The sequence below is a fragment of the Actinomadura scrupuli genome, from assembly GCF_050971785.1.
In the GTDB taxonomy this organism is placed as follows: Bacteria; Actinomycetota; Actinomycetes; order Streptosporangiales; family Streptosporangiaceae; genus Actinomadura_E; species Actinomadura_E scrupuli.
Genome location: NZ_JBPCCU010000004.1, coordinates 594,301 through 612,306 on the forward strand (window position 1 = coordinate 594,301; position 18,006 = coordinate 612,306).

General features: G+C 73.3%; 16 protein-coding genes. 7 read left to right on the forward strand and 9 right to left on the reverse strand.

Going from position 1 to position 18,006, the window contains the following annotated elements:
• Window positions 1–248 precede the first annotated feature (248 nt).
• Window positions 249–1,805, forward strand: a complete 1,557-nt coding sequence (locus tag ACRYCC_RS22050) for a serine/threonine protein kinase (protein WP_433814833.1) — start codon at window positions 249–251, stop codon at window positions 1,803–1,805.
• 13 nt (window positions 1,806–1,818) lie between these two features.
• Here the strand turns inward: ACRYCC_RS22050 and ACRYCC_RS22055 are convergent, their stop codons facing one another.
• Window positions 1,819–2,658, reverse strand: a complete 840-nt coding sequence (locus tag ACRYCC_RS22055; RefSeq protein ID WP_433814834.1) for a hypothetical protein — start codon at window positions 2,656–2,658, stop codon at window positions 1,819–1,821.
• A gap of 286 nt (window positions 2,659–2,944) precedes the next feature.
• Between ACRYCC_RS22055 and ACRYCC_RS22060 the strand changes: the two genes are divergently transcribed.
• The 4 genes from ACRYCC_RS22060 to ACRYCC_RS22075 all read left to right on the forward strand — a co-directional run bounded on the left by ACRYCC_RS22060 (window position 2,945) and on the right by ACRYCC_RS22075 (window position 5,800).
• Entirely contained in the window at window positions 2,945–3,310 is a 366-nt protein-coding gene (locus ACRYCC_RS22060) for a hypothetical protein (RefSeq protein ID WP_433814836.1), read from the forward strand.
• A gap of 125 nt (window positions 3,311–3,435) precedes the next feature.
• Window positions 3,436–3,798: a roadblock/LC7 domain-containing protein gene (locus ACRYCC_RS22065; RefSeq protein WP_433814837.1), complete on the forward strand. Its 363-nt coding sequence runs from the start codon at window positions 3,436–3,438 to the stop codon at window positions 3,796–3,798.
• Window positions 3,795–4,799 carry a hypothetical protein gene (locus ACRYCC_RS22070; protein ID WP_433814838.1) on the forward strand — a complete coding sequence of 335 codons (1,005 nt, stop codon included), beginning with the start codon at window positions 3,795–3,797 and terminating at the stop codon, window positions 4,797–4,799. Before ACRYCC_RS22065 ends, ACRYCC_RS22070 begins: the two co-directional genes overlap by 4 nt.
• Before the next feature lie 245 nt (window positions 4,800–5,044).
• Window positions 5,045–5,800, forward strand: a complete 756-nt coding sequence (locus ACRYCC_RS22075) for a hypothetical protein (protein WP_433814840.1) — start codon at window positions 5,045–5,047, stop codon at window positions 5,798–5,800.
• A 122-nt stretch (window positions 5,801–5,922) separates the two neighbouring features.
• On the opposite strand, the gene ACRYCC_RS22080 is transcribed toward ACRYCC_RS22075, so the two are convergent.
• Window positions 5,923–7,506, reverse strand: a complete 1,584-nt coding sequence (locus ACRYCC_RS22080; protein WP_433814841.1) for an N-acyl-D-amino-acid deacylase family protein — start codon at window positions 7,504–7,506, stop codon at window positions 5,923–5,925.
• A 272-nt stretch (window positions 7,507–7,778) separates the two neighbouring features.
• Here ACRYCC_RS22080 and ACRYCC_RS22085 point away from each other — a divergent pair, with 272 nt between their 5' ends.
• A complete protein-coding gene (locus ACRYCC_RS22085) occupies window positions 7,779–8,819 on the forward strand; it encodes a dipeptidase (RefSeq protein WP_433814844.1) in 1,041 nt (346 codons plus the stop codon).
• A 59-nt stretch (window positions 8,820–8,878) separates the two neighbouring features.
• Here the strand turns inward: ACRYCC_RS22085 and ACRYCC_RS22090 are convergent, their stop codons facing one another.
• From ACRYCC_RS22090 to ACRYCC_RS22120, 7 genes are read right to left on the reverse strand one after another with little or no spacing between them, the layout of a single operon-like run.
• Window positions 8,879–9,808: a S66 peptidase family protein gene (locus ACRYCC_RS22090; protein WP_433814846.1), complete on the reverse strand. Its 930-nt coding sequence runs from the start codon at window positions 9,806–9,808 to the stop codon at window positions 8,879–8,881.
• Window positions 9,809–9,819: 11 nt separating this feature from the next.
• Window positions 9,820–10,869, reverse strand: coding sequence for an ABC transporter ATP-binding protein (locus ACRYCC_RS22095; RefSeq protein ID WP_433814848.1), 1,050 nt, complete (start codon window positions 10,867–10,869; stop codon window positions 9,820–9,822).
• Entirely contained in the window at window positions 10,856–11,851 is a 996-nt protein-coding gene (locus tag ACRYCC_RS22100; RefSeq protein WP_433814850.1) for an ABC transporter ATP-binding protein, read from the reverse strand. The genes ACRYCC_RS22095 and ACRYCC_RS22100 overlap by 14 nt, the downstream gene beginning before the upstream one ends.
• On the reverse strand, window positions 11,848–12,738 hold the full coding sequence (locus ACRYCC_RS22105) for an ABC transporter permease (protein ID WP_433814852.1): 891 nt from the start codon (window positions 12,736–12,738) through the stop codon (window positions 11,848–11,850). The genes ACRYCC_RS22100 and ACRYCC_RS22105 overlap by 4 nt, the downstream gene beginning before the upstream one ends.
• A complete protein-coding gene (locus ACRYCC_RS22110; RefSeq protein WP_433814853.1) occupies window positions 12,735–13,793 on the reverse strand; it encodes an ABC transporter permease in 1,059 nt (352 codons plus the stop codon). Before ACRYCC_RS22110 ends, ACRYCC_RS22105 begins: the two co-directional genes overlap by 4 nt.
• Window positions 13,786–15,639, reverse strand: coding sequence for an ABC transporter substrate-binding protein (locus tag ACRYCC_RS22115; protein ID WP_433814855.1), 1,854 nt, complete (start codon window positions 15,637–15,639; stop codon window positions 13,786–13,788). The genes ACRYCC_RS22110 and ACRYCC_RS22115 overlap by 8 nt, the downstream gene beginning before the upstream one ends.
• Entirely contained in the window at window positions 15,636–17,009 is a 1,374-nt protein-coding gene (locus ACRYCC_RS22120) for a M20/M25/M40 family metallo-hydrolase (protein ID WP_433814857.1), read from the reverse strand. The genes ACRYCC_RS22115 and ACRYCC_RS22120 overlap by 4 nt, the downstream gene beginning before the upstream one ends.
• A gap of 534 nt (window positions 17,010–17,543) precedes the next feature.
• Here ACRYCC_RS22120 and ACRYCC_RS22125 point away from each other — a divergent pair.
• Window positions 17,544–17,999, forward strand: coding sequence for a PPOX class F420-dependent oxidoreductase (locus tag ACRYCC_RS22125; RefSeq protein WP_433814859.1), 456 nt, complete (start codon window positions 17,544–17,546; stop codon window positions 17,997–17,999).
• Window positions 18,000–18,006: the final 7 nt, after the last annotated feature.

An 18,006-nucleotide genomic window follows, 5' to 3' on the forward strand; every position in this document is an offset into this window, starting at 1 on the left:
CATGTCCTCGAGATAGGTGGCAATTCCCTTCTGAATGGACATGAACGTCGTGCGCATTACCCGTCCCCCCTGATCGCTCGGCCGTTGCCGGGAGTACAGCAGAGGGCCGGCTCGCGGGGCAACCGATTTGTTGGCAGGCTCAGCGGCGATCGGCGGCCGGCACAGGACGGTGATGAGGAAACCGCTCCGCCCGCGGAGTGCGGCTCGTAGGGTCGTTCGTATTATCAATCCCCAGGAGTAGGGCAGGCATGCCAGAAGGTCTACAGTCGGACGATCCTCGGCAATTCGGTCAATACCGTGTGCTGGCCCGGCTCGGGCGCGGCGGCATGGGCACCGTCTACCTCGGTGCGGACGAGAGCGGCCAGAAGGTCGCCATCAAGGTGATCAACCAGGAGTTCGCCGGAGATCCCCAGTTCGCCGACCGGTTCCGGCACGAGGTGGCGGCGGCCAGGCGGGTCCGCCGGTTCTGTACGGCTCCGGTGCTCGACGCCGCGCTGGAGAGCCCTCCCTGGTACATCGTCACCGAGTACATCGACGGCCTCACGTTGCAGGACGCGGTCCTGGCCTCCGGCCCGCTGCGCGGATCGGACCTGGAGGGACTGGCCGTCGGGGTGGCGACCGCGTTGTCGGCCATCCATGACGCCGACCTGGTCCACCGGGACTTGAAGCCCGCCAACGTCCTGCTGTCCCCGTACGGCCCGCGGGTCATCGACTTCGGGATCGCCCGCGCACTGGACGCGCGGACGGGAATGACCCGGACCGGGCAGATCGTGGGGACTCCGGCGTATCTGGCTCCCGAACTCGTGACCGGCGGTGAGGTGAGCACCGCCGCCGACGTGTTCTCCTGGGGCTGCGTCGTGATGTTCGCCGGCAGCGGCCGGGGTCCCTTCGAAGGCAGCACCATTCCCGAGATCCTGCATCGGGTGGCCTACGAGCCGCCCGATCTGAGCGGCCTCGACCCGGGCCTGCGCGAGCTCGTGGAGGCGGCGCTGGCCAAGGAGCCGCAGGACCGGCCCACCGTCCCGGCGCTGCTGAGCCGGCTGACCGGGCGCCGGCCCGACGAGCGACCGCACTGGGCCGACCCGACCAGGGCGGCGACCCTGCCCGGTGACCTCCCGCCCGGCCGGTCTCCTGGTGCCGGTCCGCAGCCGCACACCCTCCCGCAGCCGCAGCCGCACACCCTCAAGCAGCCGCAGCCGCACGCCTTTCCGCAACCGCAACATGTCCCGCCGCGCTTTCCGCCCGTCCAGCCGCCCTTCCCGTACGGGCCGGGGCAGGGCTACTACCGGCCGCGCTCGAGGGCATCCGCTCCCGGAAGGGTGCTCGCCGTACTCCTGGGGGTCCTGACCCTGCTGATCGTCGTCGGCGTCGTCGTGTTCCTGGCCGGACGCGGCTCGCCCGGCCGGGACTCGTCGGCCTCCGAGGCGGGTGGGAGCGCCACGAGGAGTCCCGCCCGGAAGAGCGCGGCGCCGCAGAGCGTGGTCGACGTGCCCGGCAAGTTCCGCGGGACCTGGCGCGGCTCGATCGACCAGCCGAGCTCGTCCAACAGCCCTTATCCCACCGTCATCACCATCACCAAGGGCCGGCTCGGCGAGGTCGTCGGGCGCTCGTCCTATCCGACCCTCAACTGCGGGGGGAAGCTCACCCTGAGCGCGGCCTCGGAGGACCGGCTCGTCCTGGCCGAGCACATCACGACGGGCGTGGGGGGCTGCATCGACACCGTCCTCACCCTCAAGTCCCTGTCCGGCGGGAAGCTCGACTACTCCTTCCGGAGTCCCGCGGGCCACGGCACGCTCTCACGCTAGGCGGGGGCGGAGCCTAGTCGGTCCGCCCCGGGAACACGCCGTCGATCAGGGCGGCGCCGCGATGCCGGCGGGGCAGTTCCTGGGCCGGGGCGGGATCGCCGCCCGTGGCCGGGACGGCGCGGGGGGCGCGGGTGCCGGCCGGCGGTCCGGTGACCTCGACCAGCCCGTCCTCGATCAGCGCGGCCAGGTCGGTCATCACCGAGTACAGCCCGCGGCCCAGCGCGAAGGCGAGGTCGCGGGCGGTCCGGCGGCCGTTCGCGCGCTCGAGTATCTCCCTGCGCGCCGGGTCGGTGCCGATCGCGTGCGGCCTGCTGCGGACCGTCAGCCCGAGGCCCTGCCAGACGACGGCCGTGGTGAGCCGGCGGACGGTCTCGCGGATGAGCCTGTCGATCTCCATGCCCGGGACCACCGGCAGCAGCGGCGCCAGGTCGTCGGATCCGGCGGTGGCGGCGGTGCAGGTGTGCACGCCGCACAGGGCCATGGCGAAGATCGCGTCGACGAGGGCCACCTGGGCGACCACCTCGACTCCCGCGGCCCCCAGCAGCTCCCGGTCGACCAGTTCGGCCGACAGCCTGCCGTACGGGGCGGCCGCGGCGAAGGCCTCGGACCAGTCGGCCTCCGTGACCCGGCCCGACCGGAGCAGCAGCGCCTCGGGCCCGGGTGCCGCCGGGGTGGCGGCGGCCACCACCAGGCCGTCGCGCATGGTCACCGTGCCCCCCGGATCTCCGGCCAGACTGAGCGTCCCCGAGAAGCGCTCCTGGCCGCGGCGGTTCAGCGCGGTCACGAGGATGCTGGCCCGGCCGGGAACGTCCGGCGTCTTGGCGAGAGGTTCGGAGGCGGAGGGAGAGGACACGTCGTCACGTCCAGCGGAAGGCAGCGAGTTACCGGTCGAGCGATGACATCATGCCAGGTCCCCGGGCCCGGGTACGGAATTCGCCCGGGCAGTGGATATCTCTCACCGCCAGGGGTCCGTCAGGGCGGAAAGCAACGTGACCGGGGAATGGGAAGTTGCTCTTGCCGAGCGGCGGGGAGGAGTATTTTGATCACGATGTAGGTGATATTGCTGCTCAAGGCCCCTCGCGGTATTGATTCGTCCGCGTATGCGCTTTGGGCAGCCTTTTTTGCTGGAGGGGACGTCGATGAACATCGAGACCGCGCTCAAGGAAGCCATGGCCATTGAAGGGGCGTTGGGTGTCGCGCTCGTCGACTACGAGAGCGGCATGTCGCTGGGCACTCTCGGCGGCGGCCGCGAGCTCGATCTCGAGATCGCCTCGGCGGGCAATACCGAGGTCGTGCGGGCCAAGATGCGAACGCTGGCGACGTTGAAGATCAGCGATTCGATCGAGGACATCCTGATCACCCTCACCAGGCAGTACCACCTGATCAGGCTGCTCGACCGGGACGGCAGCAGGCTGTTCCTGTACCTGGCGCTGGACCGGGAACGCGCCAACCTGGCCCTGGCGCGGCACAACCTGCGGCGTATCGAGGCCGAGCTCAGCGTCTGACGCGGTCGCCGCCGGCCGGCGGGTCGCCGGTCGCGTCCGGGGGATCGGCGGGGTGGTCCGGTCGTCGACCACGGCGCTCCGGGGGGCGTCCGAACACGACCATCTTCGAGGGGGATGACGAAGGTATGAAGGAAGCGGTGCTCGCGGAGCTGTACGCACTGCGCGACCAGGTGACCGGAGTCACGAACACGGCCGTGGCCACGGCGGACGGGATGCTGGTCGCGGCCGACACCGACGAGGTGCGCCCCGACGTTCTGGCCGCACTCGCCGCGGCGGCCCTGGGGCTGGGCAAGAGCACCGGCCACGAGGTCGGGATGGGGGAGCTGCGCGAGGTCGTCACCCGCTGCCAGTTCGGTCACATCGTGGTCTACGCGGTCGGCAAGAAGTCCCTGCTGGTGGTCCTGGGCGACGAGGGGCTCGACATCGTCCGCCTGCATCTGCAGTCCCGGCCGACGGTCGAGCGGCTGGCCGGCCTGCTGGACGCATGACACGGCACCTCTCGGACCGGGAGCATCGGACCAGGTGGCGCGGCCCCGGCGGCCGGACGACGAGCCGGCGCACAGGCGCCCTCGGGTTCTCCGTGGCGATGACGGCCGTGCTCGCGCTCAGCGCCTGCGCGGGTCCTGCCGGCGGGACCGGCGCGGCCGCCGGCGGCGGGAGTCCTTCGGCTCCGCCGAGCACTCCTGAGGCGTACCGCAAGGCGTTGAGCGCCGCCGTCAAGCCGCTCGACGCGGCGCTGGCGGCTTTCGAGAAGGCCGCGGCCTACGGTGTGCTGACCGACCGCATGACCACCGCCGAGCAGGCGGCCCCCAGGACCCTCTCCGAGCTGCGCGGGATGACGCCGCCGACGGCCGTCGGCACTGAGCACGTCGCGCTGGTCACCGCGGTCGGACGGCTCGTCGACGACCTCCACTACCTGGGCCAGACCGTGAGCGGAAGGCGGCTGTGCACCGCCTCCGCCGTGCGCGCCCAGCTGTCCCGGGCCGCCGGCGCTGCCGCCGTACGGGACGCCGTGAAGGCACTCGCGGCCAAGGAACCTCCCGGCGCGATCCGGCTGTCGGTCCCCGCGGCCGGGAGGGCACTCGGCCGGCGGCCGCCGAACGGAAGCCGGGTGCGGCCCGGCGACCGGAGCGGGCTCAGCGAGCTCTCCGTCGACAACGACGGCTCCGCGGACGCCGTGATCACTCTCGCCATCGGCAGGCGCCCGCTCTACTCGGTCTATGTGCGCAAGGGCGGGAAGTACGCGGTGCCCAGGGTGAAGGACGGCACCTACACCGTCTTCTACAGCACCGGATCCGGCTGGGACGCGGCGGCGAAGGCGTTCTCCACGGGATGCGAGTTCCAGCGCTTCGAGAAGCCGCTGACCTTCGGGACCGCCCGCACCGCCACCGGGACCGGCTACTCCCGGTGGAAGATCATCCTGCAGCCGGTCGACGGCGGTAACGCCCGCACCGAACCCGTCGGTCCCGGGGACTTCCCCACAGGCTGAACGGGCGGGGACGCCGCCGGCGCCGGCCTTGGGCCGGCGTCGTCTGCTCCCCGAAGTGTGACCGTCTGGGGGGAATTCGCCGGGTCCGGTACTCGGCTTGCTGTTTATGGCGGTGGTGAGGGGAATGGCATCCCCATGGTGAGGGAGCCGGACTTCGGACGGGGCGGTCGGCCGCAGGCGCGGCAGGCGGTGCCGCCGGCTCCCGAGATCAGGACATCGTGCAGATCAGCGAGAGGGGCATATCGATGAGCACCGAGCAGACACCCAGTGGGCGCCGTAACGAGAACCAGGGGCGCAAGCCCGCACCGGGCGAGGAGCGGCCGACGCCCCTGGACCTGAAGGAGGACCTCACCCGCAACCACGCGGCCGCGGGCGTGACGGTGCAGGCGGCGCCGACCCGTGTCACGGCCGACGACAGGCCCCGGTCCGCCGGCCAGGACGCCTTCGGGCGGGCGGTGGGCAGGCTCGCGGCCCGGGTACAGCAGGGGGCGCAGGCCGTCGCGGCCGGCTCCGGTCCGTTCGCGCGGCAGACGCAGGCCCGCGCCACGGAGTTCGCAGGCAAGGCCCGGCAGCTCACCGCGTCGCACGACGGTCCGGTGACCGCGCGCCGCGGCGGTGCGGCCGCCGCTGCCGCCGCCGGTACGGCCGCCGTGGCGGTGTGGGTGCGGCGGCGTCGTCAGGCTCGCCGGCTGACCCGCTGGCAGTCGGCGGCACGCACCGCGCAGCAGGCGGGCACCCAGATCCGGGATCAGGTACGGGGCAAGGTGGTCGACCGGGCCGCCGAGCTGGGGACCGCGGTCGCCGGCAGTGACCTCGCCGCTCAGGCGGCGGCGCGCGGCCAGGACGCCGCCGCGCAGGTCGCCGCCGGAGCCCGCCGGGCCGCCGCCGCCCCCGACACCAGGCCGCGGGTGCAGGGTGCCGCCCTCGCCACCGCGATCCTGCTGGCGCTGGCGTGGCTCCGCCGGCGCCGCGCCACGCGGACCTGGCCGGGCGACGAGTGACGGCCCGGGCCATCCGGCACCGGCGGGGACGCCGTCGTTGACGGCACGGCGCGCCGGGCCGCCGAGGGCCGTGACCGGTACGGTGGCGCCGGCCCCGCGCGGCGGGGTGGCGCAGGTGCCGGTCAGGGCCGGAGCACCCGTCCCGGCCGCGCGCCGGTGACGGCGCCGTCGCGGACCACGGTCCGCCCGGCGACCACCACCCGGTGGACACCGGCCGGCGGCAGCAGCGGCTCGGCGTAGGTCGCGCGGTCCCCGACCGTCGCCGGGTCGAAGACCACCAGGTCGGCGTGGGCGCCGTCGGCCAGCACGCCCCTGCCAATCAGCCCGAACCGGGCCGCGGCCAGCCCCGTCATCCGGTGCACCGCCGTCTCGACGCTCATCAGGCCCAGATCCCTCGCGTAGTGGCCGAGGACCCTGGCGAAGGTGCCCGCCCAGCGGGGATGCGGCAGGCCCGGCTTGGGCACCCCGTCCGAGCCGATCATGGTGAACGGGTCGGCCAGCACGCGCCGTACGTCGTCCTCCCGCATGGAGTGGCTGATGATCGTCACCTGGCCGGCCTCGGCGATCAGCAGCTCGGCGGCCAGATCGACCGGGTCCAGGCCGCGCCCGGCGGCGATCTCCGCGATCGTCCGGCCCTGCAGCCCGGGATGGGCGGAGGCGCCCGCCACCGAGATCCGGTCCCAGCCGCCGTTGCCGACGGTGTTCTCCCAGCCCGGCACGCCGTCGGCGATGGCGCGGCGCATCCGCTCGCGCTGCCCGGCGTCCGCGAGCCGCCGCAGGAGGGCGTACAGGCCGCCGGCGTTGGCCCAGGGCGGCAGCAGCGCCGACAGCGACGTGCTGCCCGCCGTGTAGGGGTAGACGTCGCAGGTGACGTCCAGGCCGGCGGCCCGCAGCCCGGCGAGCCTGGGCAGCGTCCGTTCGGTACGGCCCCAGCCGTACTTCCCGGCGGTCTTGTGGTGCGAGACGTGCAGGGCCGCGCCGCTGCGCCGGGCGATCAGCACCGCCTCCTCGAGCGCCTCCTCGACCCGCGACATCTCGTCGCGCAGGTGCGTGACGTACGGCTTGCCGTGCCGGGCGGCGACCGCCGCGAGCGCGATGACCTCCTCGGTGCCGGCGTAGGTGCCGGGGGTGTAGATCAGGCCCGTGGACAGCCCGGCGGCCCCGGCGCGCAGGTCGGCGTCGAGCAGCGCGCACATGGTGGCCAGCTCGCCGGGCGTGGCGGCCCGGTCGGCGTGGCCGAGCACCGCGGCGCGGAGCGTGCCGTGCCCGGCGAGGGACGCGAGATGGTTGGCGCGCGGCACCGCCGCGTGCGCCGCCGCGAACGCCTCGAAGCCGGCGAAGATCCGGGCGCCGCCGGCGACGGGGGGCTCCCGGTCCGGTGCCGGGGAGGGGTGCGGCGGGGCGGGGAACATGGCGGACCCGCAGTTGCCGCAGATCTCCACAGTGACCCCCTGCCGGACGGCGGCGTGCGCCAGCGCCTCGGTGCCCTCGCCCAGCATGGTCGCGATGTCGGAGTGCGTGTGGACGTCGATGAAGCCGGGGGCGACGACCGCGCCGGTCACGTCGGCGGTCTCGGCGGCGTCCGCGGGGGCGCCCGGGGCCAGCAGGGTCAGGGAGTCCCCGGCCACCGCGACGTCCGCGGCCCGCAGCGGAGCACCCGTCCCGTCCGCGACGGCGCCGCCGCGCAGTACCAGATCGAAGCTCACGACGGCATCCGCTCACGCATGTGTCCTCCTCGCCGGGACCGGTGCGGGGCACCCGCCGGGCGCCGGTGGTCTGCGGGCGTTCCCCGCCCGGGCGGCCCGCCGGCGGCGGGTGGCGGGCGACGGCGGCCCCGTGCCGTGCCCCCGGTCGTCACCGTCCGCGAGGATGCAGCGACAATCGTGGTCAGGAGGGACATCACACCCTCCCGCGGCCGTGTCCGGACCTCGAGCCCGAGGTGCGGTCCGGCCGGCCCATCGTCGAGGAGGACCGCCAGGTGTCCACCGAGCTGCACCACCGAGCCGTCGTCGCCGACACGCACAACGACCTGCTCATGGCCGTCACCGCCCGGCCGCCCGCGCGCTGGGCGGAGTTCTTCCGCGAGCGCTGGCTGCCGCAGCTGCGCGACGGCGGCGTCGACCTGCAGGTACTGCCCGTCTTCATCGACGAGCAGTTCCGGCCCGAGGGCGCGCTCCGGGAGACCCTGCGCATGATCGAGGCCGCCCACGTGCTGGCGGAGGGCAACGCCGACGAGGTACGGCTCTGCCGCGACGGGACCGACATCGACCAGGCCCTGGCCGAGGGGAAGATCGCCCTGGTCCTCGCGCTGGAGAGCGCGCCGGGCATCGACGCGAACGTCGAACTGCTGTCCACCCTGCACCGCCTGGGCGTACGGGTGGCGTCGATCGCGCACTGGGGCCGGACGCCGCTGGCCGACGGGAGCGGCGAGGACGCCACCGGGAGCAGGCTCACCGGCGCGGGCGTGGCGGCCTTCCGGGAGATCGAGCGGCTCGGCATCGTCTTCGACGTCTCCCACCTGGGCGCCTCGGGGGTCGCCCACGTGCTGGAGCTGGCCACCCGGCCGGTGATGGCCACCCACTCGGCGGCCCGCGCGCTGCGCGACCACCACCGCAACCTGACCGACGACCAGCTCAGGGGCGTCGCGGAGACCGGCGGGGTGGTCTGCGTGAACTTCCTGCCGGGGTTCCTCTCCGAGGACCCCGCGCAGTACACCGTGGAGCGGCTGGCCGACCACATCGAGCACGTCGCCTCCGTCGCGGGCATCGACCATGTGGGCTTCGGCCCCGACTTCATGCGCGAGGTGGCGCAGGAGCTCACCCCGCCGTGCTGTGAGGACATCGGGTCCCTCGCGGGCTTCGACATCAAGGCCGCCATTCCCGGCATCGACGGCCCGCGCGGCCTGCCGCTGGTGACCGCGGAGCTGGTCGCGCGGGGGCTTCCGGAGGACGACATCCTCAAGATCGTCGGAGGCAACGTGCACCGGCTCTTCCAGAAGGTGCTGGGCAGGCCCGCGTAGCCGTCCGCTCCCCGCGCGGCCCGCCGCGGCCCGGCCCCCGGGGAGGCGGCCGTACCGTCTCACGCCGTGAGCGCCGGGTCGAGGAGGGTCAGGGTCCCGGCGGTCGCGTCCAGCCGGGCCCGGACGCCGATCGGGTAGGTCTGCATGTCGATCCCGTGCCCGATGTCGGCGCCGGCCAGCACCGGCACGCCCAGGTCGCCGAGCCGCTCGTCGAGCATCCGCCGGACGTGCACCGGGTCTCCGCACTCGGTGAAGGTGCCCAGCAGCACGCCCGCCACCCCGTCGGTGTGACCGGACCGGCGGAGCTGGGTGATGATCCGGTCCAGCCGGTACGGCAGCTCGTCCACGTCCTCGAGGAACAGGATCCCGCCGCGCGCGGGCAGGCTGGTGTCGGTGCCGAGGGAGGCGGCCAGGAGGCTCGCCGTGCCGCCCAGGGTCATGCCCTCGGCGACGCCCGGCACGACGGTCCGGAACCCGGGGAAGGTGAGCTCGCCCACGCTGTCCGGGCGGAACAGCAGCCGGGCGAGGGTGTCGAAGGCGTAGTGCCCCGGGCCCTGGTGGAAGCCGTCGCAGGCGGGCATCGGGCCGAACAGCGACACCCAGCCGAGCTTGACCGCGACCGCCTCCAGCAGCGCGGTGACGTCGGAGTAGCCGACCACCGCCTTGGGCGCCGAGGCGTCGATCGCGGCCCAGTCGACGCGTTCCAGGGTGCGCTGCATGCCGTAGCCGCCGGAGGCGCAGAACACCGCCGCGTACGCCGGGTCGGCGAGCGCCCTGGTCAGGTCGGCGCCGCGCAGCGCGTCGTCGCCCGCCAGGTAGTCGTACATGCTGCCGGTGTCCCGCGCCGAGCCGAAGACGTCGGCCTTGAGCCCGAGGCCGTCGATGGCGGCCAGCCCGCGGTCCAGTTTGTCCTGCGCGGCGGGGCTGCTGGCGGCGATCACCGCGACCCGGTCACCGGGCCGCAACGCCCTCGGGCGGAGCAGGCTCAACGCTGTTCCCTTCATCCCCGGCCCGCGGACGGGCCGGGGGCGAGTTCCCGGCCGGCCGGGTCGCCGGCCAGGTGGCATGCCGTCAGGCTCCGGGCGGCCGGGAGACCGGCCAGGACCGGCAGGTCCCGGGTGTCGCAGCGCGCGGCCGCCCGGCCGTCGCCGTCGAGGGCGGCCCAGCGGGGGCAGCGCGGGTGGAAGCGGCAGCCCGCCGGGATCGCGGTCGGGTCGGGCGGCTCGCCGGTCAGCGGGGCCGGCCGCCCGGTCCTGCCCGCCTCGGGCAGCACCGACAGCAGTGCCTGGGTGTAGGGGTGCTGCGGACGCAGCAGCACCTCCTCGACCGTCCCGGTCTCGACGATCCGGCCGAGGTACATCACGGCCACCCGGTCGGCGATGTTCCAGGCCAGGCCCAGGTCGTGGCTGACCACCAGGGCCGACAGCCCGAGGTCGTCGCGAAGCGACAGGAGCAGCTTGAGGATCTCACCGCGGACCGACGCGTCCAGCGACGCGACCGGCTCGTCGGCCACGATCACCGACGGCTCCAGGGCCAGCGCCCCCGCGATCACCACGCGCTGCTGCTGGCCGCCCGACATCTCGTGCGGGAACCGGGCGGTGAACTCCTCCGGCGGGCGCAGGCCCGCCCGGGTCAGCGAGGCGTGCACCCGCTCGGCCAGCCGGTCGGTGAGCCGGTGCAGCCGCGGCCCCTCGGCGACGGCGTCGAAGACGTTCTGCCGTGGGTTCAGCGCCCCGCCGGGGTCCTGCAGGACGAGCTGGGTGTGCCGGCGGTACTTCTTCAGCGCCGCCGCCGAGTAGCCGAGCGGGGTGCCGTGGTAGAGCACCTGGCCGCTGGTCGGCCGGACCAGGCCGACCAATGCGCGGGCCAGGGTGCTCTTGCCGCAGCCCGACTCGCCGATCAGCGCGACGATCTCGCCCTGGCCCACCTGGAGGTCGACGCCGTCCACGGCGCGGGCCGGACCGCGGCCGCGCCGGGCCGGGTAGGTGATCGACAGATCCCGCACCTCCAGTGCGGGCGCGTTCCCGCCGGGCGGTTCACCGGTGCTCATGCGAGCCTCCCTGTTCGGCCATGCCGGGCAGCACCCGCAGGCACGCGGACTCGCGGCCCGGACCGCTCGGCCACAGTTCGATGGAGTGGGTGCGGCACGCCTTGTCCGCCAGCGCGCACCGGGGCGCGAAGGCGCACCCGGCACCGAGGTCCGCGGCGCCCGGCGGATCGCCGGGCAGCCCGGACGGCGCCAGCCGGGCGGCCGGGTCGCCGATCGTCGGGAAGGCCCGCGCCAGCGCCCTGGTGTAGGGGTGCCGGGGGTCGTCGATGAGCTGCCGGGAAGGGCCGATCTCCACGATCCGCCCCGCGTACATCACCGCGAGCCGCTCGCAGGTCTGGGCCAGCACCGACAGGTCGTGACTGATCATGATGACGCCGATCCCCGCGTCGCGGACCAGGTCGGTGAGCAGGTTGAGGATCTGTGCCTGCACCATCACGTCCAGCGCGGTGGTCGGCTCGTCGGCGATGATCAGTTCCGGCCGGCAGGCGAGCGCCATCGCGATCATGATGCGCTGCCGCTGCCCGCCGGAGAACTCGTGCGGGTAGCCGCCGGCCCGCCGGGCCGGGATGCCGACATTGTCCAGCAACTCGGCCACGCGCCTGCGGGCCGCCTTCGCGCCGCACCGCTCGTGCAGCAGGATCGGCTCGCAGATCTGGTCGCCGATGGTGCGGACCGGGTTCAGCGCGCTCATCGCGCCCTGGAACACCACCGACGCCTCGGCCCAGCGGACCGCCCGGATCTCGGACCACCTGGCGGTCAGCAGGTCCTTGCCGCCGAACCGCACCTGCCCGGTGACCTCCGCGGTGGCGCCCAGCAGGCGCAGCAGGCTCAGCGCCATCGTCGACTTGCCCGATCCGGACTCCCCGGCGATGCCGAGCGTCTGGCCGCCGTCGAGGGTGAAGCCGACGCCGCGCACCGCGGGCACCACCCGGGCGCCCTGCCGGTAGGTGACCTCCAGGTCGCTGACCTCCAGCATGGTCATCGCGCCACCGTCCGCGGGTCGAGGACGTGCTCCACGGCGCGGCCGGTGAGGGTGAAGCCGAGCACCACCACCAGGATCGCCAGGCCCGGCGGCAGGAGGTACCACCAGGCGCCGGCGGTCACCGCACCGCCCGAGAACGCGCTCTGGAGCATCGAGCCCCAGGTCACGCTGGTCGGGTCGCCGAGGCCGAGGAAGGTCAGGGTGGCCTCGGACAGGATCGCCGAGGCGACCGTCAGGGTGCTGGAGACCAGGATCAGCGGCAGCACGTTCGGCAGCACCTGCCGGATCATGACCTGGACGTCGCCGGCGCCCAGGACCCGGGCACGCTCGATGAACGGCCGGGCCTCCACGGCCAGCGTCTGGGCCCGTACCAGGCGCGCGGTGGCGGTCCAGGAGGTGACGGCGATCGCCACGGTGATCGAGGTCGCGCCCTGGCCGAGCACCGCCGACAGCGAGATGGCCAGCGGCAGGCTCGGCAGCGCGATGAACCAGTCGGTGACGTGCATCAGCGACCGGCCGATCCAGCCGGCGTAGTGCCCGGCCGACAGCCCGACCGCGGTGCCGAGCAGCACGGTCAGCACGGTCGCGATGATGCCGATGCTCAGCGACTCGCGGGCGCCCCAGATGACCAGGAGCAGGATCGACCGGCCCGCCTGGTCGGTGCCGAGCGGGTAGTGCGCGCTCGGCGCGGCGAGCTGCGGCCCGTCCACCCTGGTCACGTCGAGCTGGCCGGGGCCGATGAACAGCGGGGCGGCCAGGGCCAGCACCCCGAAGGCGACCAGCACCCCGAGCCCGGCCAGCCCCGCCGGCCGGCCCGCGAAGCCGCGGCCGAACCGGCGCAGCGCGTGCATGCGCGGCGGTGACAGCGGCGTGTCGAGGGCCGTCACTGCGCACGCACCCGCGGGTCGAGGAAGCGGTAGACCACGTCCGCCAGGAGGTTCATGATGATCACACTCGCGCTGAAGACGATGAAGGTGCCCTGGAGGAGGGGCAGGTCGGGGATCTTGAGTGCCTGGTAGGTCAGGTAGCCCAGCCCGGGCCAGGAGTAGACGGCCTCCACCGTGATCGCCCCGGTCACCAGCGTGCCGAGGTGCATGAAGATCATCGTCACGGAGGGGAGCAGGGCGTTCGGCACCGCGTGCGTGCGCCGTACGACGGCGTTGGTGAGCCCCTTCGCCCGGGCGGTGAGCAGGTATGGCGCGCCCATCTCGTCGATGATCGACGAACGCATGATCGTCACATACTGCGCGAAGACCACCAGCACCATGGTGAGGCACGGCAGCACCAGGTGCCGGGCCACGTCGGCGACGTGCCCGAGGCCGCCGCCGGCCGCCGCCGGGTCGCTCATCCCGCCCGCCGGGAACAGGCTGGGGATCGGGCCGAACCCCACGCTGAACACCACCAGCAGGATCATGGCCAGCCAGAACGTCGGCACCGACCACAGGGTCAGCGAGGTGCCGGAGGCGATCCGGTCGAACAGGCTCCCCTGCCGCCAGCCGCTGTGGACGCCCAGCCACAGGCCCAGCGCGACGGCGATGGCCATGGCGGTGCCGGTGAGCAGCAGTGTCGGCCAGAGCCGCTCGGCGACCAGCGAGGACACCGACTGCTGGAACTGCCACGAGTAGCCCAGGTGCCCGTGCGCGGTGTCGTTGAGGAAGTTCAGGAATCGCTCCCAGACCGGCTTGTCCAGGCCGAGCTGGACGCGGAGCTGGGCCAGCTGCGCCTCGCTGGTCGGCCGGCCCTGGGTGAGGGTGCGGACCGGGTCCGAGGGCATCAGGTTGAAGATGACGAACCCGATGACCAGCGCGATCACGAAGCTCACCACCGCGGCGGCCAGCTTGGAGCCCAGGTAGGACAGCAGGGCGTAGCGGCCCGCGCGGGGCCGGGAGACGCGTACCGGTGCCTCGTCGGCGGCCGCCGGCGCGGCGGTGACGCTATTCACGGTCGTCCGCGGTGGCTCGGTGGCGCAGCACGGCCGCGCCCCCGGCGACGAGCACGACCACCACGACCCCGGCGCCGGCCGCGAGCGCCGTGCCGCCGCCGGCGGAGGCCTCGGCGGCCGCCGGAGTGGCCCTCAGGTAGTTCCAGAACGAGCTCTGCGCCGGATGGTGGCCGGTCGCGTCCGCGCTGCCGGCGATCATGCCGCCGCGTACGGTGTCGGTGCGCACCACGTCCAGGGTGTCGGCGTACATGAAGATGTCGTTGACGTTCGCCTTGTAGAAGAGGTCCTGCATCCGGCCGATCACCAGGGCCCGCCGCGCCGGGTCGAAGGTGGTGAGCTGCTCGTCGAACAGCGCGTCGAAGTGCTTGTCGCAGAAGAACGCGTCGGTGTTGCCGCCGGTGCCGTCGTCCTTGGGCAGGGTGGCGCAGGTCTGGATGCCCAGCAGGTACGTCGGGTCCGGACCGGTGCTCCAGGAGTCCATCAGCAGGTCCCAGTTTCCCTTCGAGAGGTCGCTGTTGAGGGCGCTCATGCTCAGCGGCTGGATGGTGGCCTTGATCCCGACCTGCTTCAGCCAGCCGACCAGATAGCCGGAGATCTGTGAGTCCTTGGCCTCGTCGGAGTGGGTGCCCAGGCGGAACGAGAGCCGCCGGCCGGTCCTGGCGTCCACCCTGACGCCGTCGGGGCCCTTGGCGTAACCGGCGTCGTCCAGCAGCTTGCCGGCCGCGGCCGGGTCGAACCTCTGCCGGTCGGCGGGGGAGGGGACCCACTTCCACTGCGGCCACGCGGGCGGCAGGTAGCCCTCGGCGGCCTGGCCCATGCCGTCGAGCACCTTGGTGACCAGGGTCTGCTTGTCGATCGACAGCGCGATCGCCCTGCGCACGACCGGGTCGGCCAGCAGCGGGTTGCCGGTGCCGATCGCCTTGCCGGAACGTGTCCGGGCGCCCGAGTTGACCTCCAGAGAGCGCCAGCCGTTGCCGACCTCCCTGATCGTCCGCATGTTCTTCTGGCCCCGCAGGGCCTTGAACTGCGTGGGCTGCAGGGAACCGATGTAGTCGAGCTGCCCGCTGCGCAGCGCCGCGACTGCGGCGTCGGTCTCCTTGAAGGACTGCTCGATCAGATGGTCGTACTTCGGCGCGCCCAGGACGAAGCCCTTGTTGGCGTCGAGCTTCGCGTACTGCTCGGGCTTGTAGCCGGTCAGGGTCCACGGGCCGTAGCCGACCACCGGGAAGGCATCGTTCCGGTAGTCCTTCAGCCCGGCCACGTGCGACGCCCAGATGTGCTTGGGCACGATCGGGATGCCGCTGACCGGGATGCTCACGTAGGGGAGGTTGGCCTGCGGCTTCCTGGTCCTGATCACCAGCGTGGTGGCGTCCGGTGCGGTCACCGCCTGGAAGTTGCCGACCAGGGAGCCGTTGGCGGTGCCGGCGACGGCGTCGGTCCTGATCAGGTTGAACGTCCAGGCGGCGTCCTCGGCGGTGAGGGGCGTGCCGTCGCTCCACTTCAGGCCGTCGCGGATCTTGAAGGTCCAGGTCAGCCTGTCCGGGGAGGTCGTCCACGAGGTCGCCAGGTAGGGACCCGGCTGGCCGGTCTGGTCCAGCGAGTTCAGCGTGGGATAGATCGAGCCGAAGAGGTCCAGCGCGCCGTTGAAGAACGCCAGGAAGGGGTTGAGGGTGTCCACCCCGGCGGAGGACATCATCACCCGCAGGGTCCTGCCGCCGGTCGCGGCGCCGGCCGGGGTGGCCGCCGCGCCGAGCGCCGCCGTCCCCGCGAGCAGCGTGCCGCTCAGGGCCAGCGCGGCCGCGATGTTCGCGCGGCGCCGGCCGTTCCTGCTCAGGCCGAGCCTCATGTGCCGGTCTCCTTGCTCGCGCGGGGATCCGACAGCAGGTAGGCCGCCAGGACCTGTACGCCGAACCCGAGGCTCTCCAGCGGGACGTGCTCGTCGACGCCGTGGACGTGCTTCCAGTGGTCGAAGCCCGGCGGGGTGGTGCCGGGGGCGAAGCCGTAACAGTCGATGCCGAGCGCCGAGAACGCCTTGGCGTCCGTGCCGCCCGACATGCAGTAGGGCAGGACCAGCCCGGCGGGGTCGTGCGCCCGGACCGCGGCGGCCATCGCCGCGAACTCGGGGCCGTCGTGCGGGGCGGAGACCGGCGCGGCGAAGCCGCCCGCGTCCCGGGTCGCGTCCGTACCCAGGATCGCGTCCACGACCTGGAAGAAGTCGTCTTCGGTGCCCGGCAGCAGCCGGCCGTCCAGCCCGGCCGTGGCCTCGCCCGGGATCACGTTGTGCTTGTGGCCGGCGGTCAGCATGGTCGGGTTGAGGGTGTTCGAGACGGTCGCCTCGACCAGCCGTGCCGCCTCGCCCAGCCGGGCCAGGCTCGCCGGGTCGGCCGGGTCCAGCTCGATGCCCAGATGGGCGGCCAGCCCGTCGAGGAGTGCCCCGACCGCCGGAGTGATCACCACTGGCCACCGGTGCGCGGCCAGGTCGTGCAGCACCCGGACCAGCTTCGCCACGGCGTTGTCGGGCCGCTTGCGCGAGCCGTGCCCGGCCGCGCCCCGTGCGGTGACGGTCAGCCACGCGCTGCCCCGCTCGGCGGTCGCGATGGGGTAGAGCCGCGTCCCGTCGGGCAGGTGGACCGCGTACGCCCCGGACTCGCCGATCGCGGTGGTGACGCCCTCGAAGAGCTCCGGGTGCTCGGCGGTCAGGAAGCCCGCGCCGTACGCGCCGGTGTCCTCCTCGTCCGCCACGAACGCCAGGACGAGGTCGCGCACGGGCCGCCTGCCGGTCCGGGCGAAGGACCGTACGGCCGCGAGCATCATCGCGTCCATGTCCTTCATGTCCAGGGCTCCCCGGCCCCAGACGGCGCCGTCCCTGATGTCCCCGCAGAACGGGTCGAAGCTCCAGTCGGCGGCCTCGGCGGGTATCACGTCCAGGTGCCCGTGCACCAGGAGGGCCGGGGCGGCGGGGTCGGTGCCGGGGACGCGGACCACGGTGCTCGCCCGGCCGGGCGCCGACTCCAGCACCACCGGCGACAGGCCCGTGTCGGTGAGCAGCCCGGCGACCCACTCGGCCGCCGCGCGCTCGCCCCGGGACCGCCCGCCACCGAAGTTGCTGGTGTCGAACCGGATCAGCCGGGAGCAGAACTCCGCCGCGTCGGCGGCCATCAGCGCGGGCTCGGTGAGCTCCGGCCGCGTCGCCGGTGACGTGCGCGTTCCGGTCAACGGGCTGCTCGCGGGGAGTTCGGGTGCACGGCACTCTCCTTTTCCGAGGGCTCAGATGTGGAGGATCGAGGTAGGGCTGCGGGACGGCCCGGGTGTCCATGGAGATGTCATGGAGGCTTGATGGAAGCTTGATGGAGGCCTGCGGGCCGACGTCTTCGATGCGTCAGGCCGCGCGGGAACGTTCCGAGCGGAGACTCCGGGCCACGGGCATCGTCGCCCGAGGGTGCGGCCGTTACCCGGCCAGGTGAACGAGATCGTTCGCGGTGTCCTGCCCGAAAGCAGACACTTGCCGCAAACTATCCTAAAAATCTAACTTGGACAAACCAGACAAAAACTTTGTATGACCAGGTCAGGGTGGACGTAGGCTGCGGCGGAGTCCTGGACGCCGCTCCGGGACCAGCCGGTCGAGGAACACAAGGCGCTGGCGGGTCGGCGCCTCGCACCCCGGGGCCGGAGGCGTATTTTCGGGGGACCGGCATGAGCATCGCCCGCGTCCGCCCTTCCCCTGGCGGCATCCGGGTGGTGCGCCGATTCGTGCCTGAGCACCTCCTGGAGCCTCCCGTGTCGTTCACCGAGGAAGAGATCGCCTACCTGCGGGCACAGCCGCTCGCCCGCCTCTCGACCCTTTCCGCCGACGGATGGCCCGATGTGGTCCCGCTCTCCTTCGAGTTCGACGGGACGTTCTTCTGGGTCGGGGGTTCGGGCCCGGCCGTGCTCGCCACCCGCAAGTTCCGCAACGTCGGTGCCGGCAACGACAAGGTCGCCCTCGTCGTCGACGACATGGTGTCCTTCGATCCCTTCATCGCGCGAGGCGTGCGCGTCTACGGCCATGCCGAGGGGCCGTTCGAACGGGTGGGGATGGTCGGGCCGGGCTTCTACCTGCGCATCACCCCCGCCGTCTCCTGGAGCTGGAACCTGGCGGGCGACCCCGTCGGTGACACCTGGTACGAGTCCCGGCGGACCGTCCATCAGGCTCCACCCGGCACCTAGCGCCGGC

Excerpts from the sequence above, each read along its gene's own strand:
- ACRYCC_RS22050 (WP_433814833.1), top strand. The coding sequence starts at position 249 with ATGCCAGAAGGTCTACAGTCGGACGATCCTCGGCAATTCGGTCAATAC.
- ACRYCC_RS22065 (WP_433814837.1), top strand. The coding sequence starts at position 3,436 with ATGAAGGAAGCGGTGCTCGCGGAGCTGTACGCACTGCGCGACCAGGTG.
- ACRYCC_RS22060 (WP_433814836.1), top strand. The coding sequence starts at position 2,945 with ATGAACATCGAGACCGCGCTCAAGGAAGCCATGGCCATTGAAGGGGCG.
- ACRYCC_RS22115 (WP_433814855.1), bottom strand. The coding sequence starts at position 15,639 with ATGAGGCTCGGCCTGAGCAGGAACGGCCGGCGCCGCGCGAACATCGCG.
- ACRYCC_RS22075 (WP_433814840.1), top strand. The coding sequence starts at position 5,045 with ATGAGCACCGAGCAGACACCCAGTGGGCGCCGTAACGAGAACCAGGGG.
- ACRYCC_RS22070 (WP_433814838.1), top strand. The coding sequence starts at position 3,795 with ATGACACGGCACCTCTCGGACCGGGAGCATCGGACCAGGTGGCGCGGC.
- ACRYCC_RS22095 (WP_433814848.1), bottom strand. The coding sequence starts at position 10,869 with ATGAGCACCGGTGAACCGCCCGGCGGGAACGCGCCCGCACTGGAGGTG.
- ACRYCC_RS22100 (WP_433814850.1), bottom strand. The coding sequence starts at position 11,851 with ATGACCATGCTGGAGGTCAGCGACCTGGAGGTCACCTACCGGCAGGGC.